This window comes from Pengzhenrongella sp., assembly GCF_036565025.1.
In the GTDB taxonomy this organism is placed as follows: domain Bacteria; phylum Actinomycetota; class Actinomycetes; order Actinomycetales; family Cellulomonadaceae; genus Pengzhenrongella.
The window spans coordinates 1-4362 of record NZ_DATCNW010000425.1; the positions used below are offsets into that span (position 1 = coordinate 1).

Consider the following 4362-nt stretch of genomic DNA (forward strand, 5'->3'; position numbering starts at 1 on the left):
CGGGCTACCCGCGAGGTCGGCAACCCGCGAGGTCGCCCTGGCAGCGATCCGGGATCTGACGCGCCACGGTCCGCCTGACCCAGCGTCGAGCCGAGCGATCACCACGGCTGCCAAGACAGCACCTGGTAGTTCGGCCACCGAGCCGTCCCCCCGGCCGAAAATGACCCACGGATCGGTCAGGAGAGCCACAACAACTCGCATTTCGCGACATGTGACGTCCCGACGCGTCGGGGCTGGTTGGTTGGTCCAGTGTCCGAGTTCGGGGGACGTGGAGCGGGGGCGGGTTGGTCTCCTTTCTCGTGAACAGATGGGCGCCGAGCGGGACCGGGCCCTGCGGGTGGTCCTCGGCTCGCCGGCGCGGGCGTACTCTCCGCACGTCAACTCTTGGCGACGGGGACCAGCGCAGCGCGCTGGAGCTCCACGGACGAACGGTCGAACGCAGCGATGACGACGGACGGCGAACGCCCCTCGGCGGCCCGTGAGTGGGCACTGATCGCGGGCTTGAACCTGGCCGCCCACCCGCTCGGGATCCTGATCGTCGTCGGCGTCCTCGGGGCCGCCGCCTACTTCGATGCCTGGGGTTTTCTCGCGGCTCCGCTCGCCTTGGGGGCGTTCGGCGCGCTGGGACGCCTGACGGCCGACCAGCACCTGCCCGGGCGCGGGATCCTGCCCGACGACGAACCGCAGCTGGCCGCCCTGGTGCGCGACGTCGCGGAGCGCCTCGAGCTGCGCGTGCCGATCCTGGTCCGGGTGATCCCCACCCCCGACGCCGTGCTGGCGCCGACGAAGGTCGCGGGCGTCCGGGTGCTCGTGCTCCTCCTGGGGTTGCCGCTCCTGCGCCGGCTGACGGTCGCGCAGCTCGCCGCGGTCGTCGCCCACGAGCTCGCGCACGAACCGCACCTCGAGCGGCGGACCTCCTGGCTCGGTCGAGCCCGGGCCGCGCTGGTCGAGAGCCTGGACCGGCGCATCCACGTACCCGCCGCCCTCGCGGGGCCGCTGCTGCGTGCCACGCAGCAGCAGTCCTGGCAGCTCGAGACGTCGGCCGACCTGGTCGCGGCGAACGTCGCGGGCACCGCAGCCACCCGCGGCGCCCTCGAGCAGATCGCCTCGCTCGACGTCGTCTTCTCGAACCTCGGCGAGCTCTGGGCCCTGACCCTCGCGGAGGCCGGCGAGTACCCCGACGACCTGTTCGACGCGATCGAGACCGCGCTCGCCGACCCGTTCGTGGCACGGCAGGCCGCGGCCGATCGGATCCTCGAAACCCCGGATCCGTTCGCCCTCGAGAGCCACCCGCCGCTGCTCATCCGGCTCGCGGCCGTCCCCGAGCGCTCACGGGGGCCGTGGGATCCGACCGCCCCGATTCGGCTGCGCGACGCAGAGGTGCTCGACCGGTGGTGCGTGCGCGAGCTCCTCCTCCCCAAGGATTCCGCCGATGAGCAGCTGCGCCCGGTCCGCGTCCTGGACTGCGCGCCCGAGCGGTTCGGCGCCTCGGCGGACGAGGCCTTCGAGGCCCTCCGCACGGCGACGGGGCGGCCCTCGCGCCAGGAGGCTCTGGCCGCGGCGCTCGACGCCATCGCCGACGGCGGCTGGGCCCGGCTCGCGCAGGCCATCGAGCCCGAGATCGGCTCCGCGCCCCGAGCGCTGCGAGCGGCGGCGAGCCGTGAGGTGTTCGTCGGCTGTCTCGGCCGGGCCGTGAGCGGTCGGCTGCTCGACGCCGGCTGGGTCCGGGCGAGCCGCTGGCTCACCCAGGTGGTCGTCGATCCCGACGGCGTGCAGGTCGATGCCCGCGAGCTGATCTCGAGCGCCATCGACGGCGCCGACCCGACGCGGCTCCGGTCGCTGCTCGCCCTCCCGATCGAGCCGAGGACGACAACGTGAACGCCAGGATCCCCACCCTGCGGCTCGCAATCCTCGCCGTCGGGACCGTGCTGGCCGGGTTTGCGCTCACCGCGGCGGCCCTCGGCTGGTCCGCGCACCAGTACACGTCCGCCCGCGAGGCGGCGAGCGCGACGGCCCAGGGAACCGTCATCGCCGACGACCTCGCCGACGGCAACGGCGGCCCCGACATCAAGGTCCGGTGGTCGGACGCGTTCGGTCGCATCCACGTCCAGGGCTTCGGCATCTACGACACGGACCGCTACCGCACCGGCCACAGCTTCCCGGTCGCCTACGACCCCGCACGGCCGGGGGCGATGGGCTTCCCCGGCGACCCCAGGGAGACAGTCGGCTCCGACGATGTGCTCATGCCCGTCTCGTTCGCCGCGGTCGGTGCCGCGCTGTACCTCCTCGGCTGGGCGCTGCGCGGCGCGATGTTCCAGTGGGCCACCCGACTGCCCGCGCGCCCGATGCTGGCCATGGCGCTGCACGGCGAGCCGCTCAGCGCCAACCCGGTGAACCTCGGCGGGAGCACCTGGCTCGCCCTCGCCGAACCCGGGACCGAGGGCACGCAGGACCGCTGGCAGCGCGTCATGTGGCACCCCGGCATCGAGGGCCTCCGCGGCTCGATCGACGTCCTGGTGCACGGCGACCCGCGATCACGGGAGCGACTCGTCGTCGAGCTCGCGGACGGCGCGCGCCTCGTACCGATCAGCCGCGTGCGCCATCGGTTCCCGAAGAAGATCCGCCTCTCGGAGCGCTCGGAGGTGCGCTCCAACCTCGGCGCGGCCGTCATCCTGCCCGCCGGAACCCCGCCCGTCCCTCGCCCGCCGTGGTGGCGCCGCGCGCTGGTGCTCGCCGGGATCGGCGCGGTGTGCGGCGCGGCGTTCGGCTTGCTGGTGAACGGCGGCGCCGGCAGCCTCGCCATCGTCCCGTTCGCGGCCATGGGCGCCGTGCTGCTGGTGAACGGCTGGGCGCTGACCGGGGGCGAACCCTGAGGTGGCCGCCGCGACGACGGCCCGGGAGTGGGGGCTGATCACCGTGCTGACAGACGCCGCGGAGCTCGCCGTCGAGCACAAGCCCGCCTGGGACCCGAACGAGCCGATCGTGCTGCGGTACGGCGAGAAGCTCGACCGATGGACCGCCGATGGGCGGGCGCGGGAGGCGGGTGGGTATCGCCGACGCCGGTCCACGCGCGCAGGGTCGGCCTAGCATCGGGCCGGCACCCGGTTAGACTCCCGCAAACGTTATCGGCTGACGTTTTGTCAACGTCGACGAGGTGTCCGGGTGGGTAAGAACGATGTCTCGCTGCAGCAGGTGGCCCTGCACGCGGGAGTCTCGATCGCGACCGTGTCGCGCGTCGCCCGCGGCATCGGGCCGGTCTCCGACGGCACTCGCGCGCTGGTCAAGGCCGCGATCGAGGAGCTCGGGTTCCACCCCAGCCGCCTGGACAGGCCCCTGCTGCCACGCACCCACGGCGCGCTCGGCGTCGTGCTGCCGGGTTTTTCCGGTCCGTACCACTCCGGGGTGATCGCCGGCTTCGAGGCCGCCGCGGTCGCGTCCCGACTCTCGGTGATGATCCTGGGCACCCACCTGCTGGCCGAGTCGAACGACCTCGTGCTCGACATGGCGGACCGGGTCGACGGGATCGCGGTGCTCGGCGGCAGCGTCGACAACGGGGTCATCGACGCGCTCGTGCGGCACCGCTGCCCGGTCGTGCAGGTGGCCGGGCTGCCACGCAAGGGCGTGCCGACGGTGCGCTGCGAGAGCACCGAGTCCGTCCGTGCGCTCACCCGGCACCTGCTCGTCGACCATGGTTTCGAGCGGCTCGCCTTCGTCGGCAACCCGGTCGGCTCACCGGATGCGGCCGCCCGCTGGCTGGGCTTCCGGGCCGCGCACCGCGACGCGGGGCGGATCGTGCCGAACAACCCGATCCGGGTCGGACACGACCAGGGCGGCGGGATGCTCGCCGCTGAGCATTTGCTCAAGATGCGCAACCGCCCGCGCGGGGTCGTCTGCATCAACGACGAGAACGCCCTCGGCGTGCTGATCGCGGTGCTCGGCAACGGGCTGCGCGTGCCGGACGACATCGCCATCACCGGCTTCGACGACCTCTCGACGTCGGCCCTGACGTCGCCGCCGCTGACCACCGTGCGCCAGCCGGTTCGCGAGCTCGGTGCGCGCACCCTGGAGACGCTGCTCACTCTCATCAACGCCGGCCCCGAGCCCGTGGCCGACCTCGTGCTGCCCACCGAGGTCGTGCTGCGCTCGAGCTGCGGCTGCCCGCCCGCGCAGCCCCGCCCGATCCGACTTGTCAGATCCCGCGCGGTCTAGGGGTCGCGCTGCGTCTGACCCAGATCCGCGAGTAGCGGGGTTTGAGGGGTGTGTCGTTCAACGAAAAGATGCCCTTGACCTGGGAAAATGAGGCTTAGCGAAGGTCTCAGGTCCCAGATCGAAGGGCATCTGTTCGGTGGCTACATTACGCAA

The 4362-nt window shown here is 72.8% G+C and carries 4 protein-coding genes; all 4 read left to right on the plus strand.

Annotated features, from left to right (window positions below):
- Positions 1 to 444 precede the first annotated feature (444 nt).
- The 4 genes from VIM26_RS24405 (at position 445) to VIM26_RS24420 (ending at position 4209) form a co-directional block, all read left to right on the plus strand.
- Positions 445 to 1878, plus strand: coding sequence for a M48 family metalloprotease (locus tag VIM26_RS24405; RefSeq protein ID WP_331955933.1), 1434 nt, complete (start codon positions 445 to 447; stop codon positions 1876 to 1878).
- On the plus strand, positions 1875 to 2873 hold the full coding sequence (locus VIM26_RS24410) for a DUF3592 domain-containing protein (RefSeq protein ID WP_331955934.1): 999 nt from the start codon (positions 1875 to 1877) through the stop codon (positions 2871 to 2873). The genes VIM26_RS24405 and VIM26_RS24410 overlap by 4 nt, the downstream gene beginning before the upstream one ends.
- A 1-nt stretch (position 2874) precedes the next feature.
- Positions 2875 to 3087: a hypothetical protein gene (locus tag VIM26_RS24415; protein WP_331955935.1), complete on the plus strand. Its 213-nt coding sequence runs from the start codon at positions 2875 to 2877 to the stop codon at positions 3085 to 3087.
- Positions 3088 to 3162: 75 nt separating this feature from the next.
- Positions 3163 to 4209, plus strand: coding sequence for a LacI family DNA-binding transcriptional regulator (locus tag VIM26_RS24420; protein ID WP_331955936.1), 1047 nt, complete (start codon positions 3163 to 3165; stop codon positions 4207 to 4209).
- Positions 4210 to 4362: the final 153 nt, after the last annotated feature.

Bases quoted from the DNA above. Each gene is read 5' to 3' on its own strand.
- VIM26_RS24405 (WP_331955933.1), top strand. From the start codon at position 445: ATGACGACGGACGGCGAACGCCCCTCGGCGGCCCGTGAGTGGGCACTG.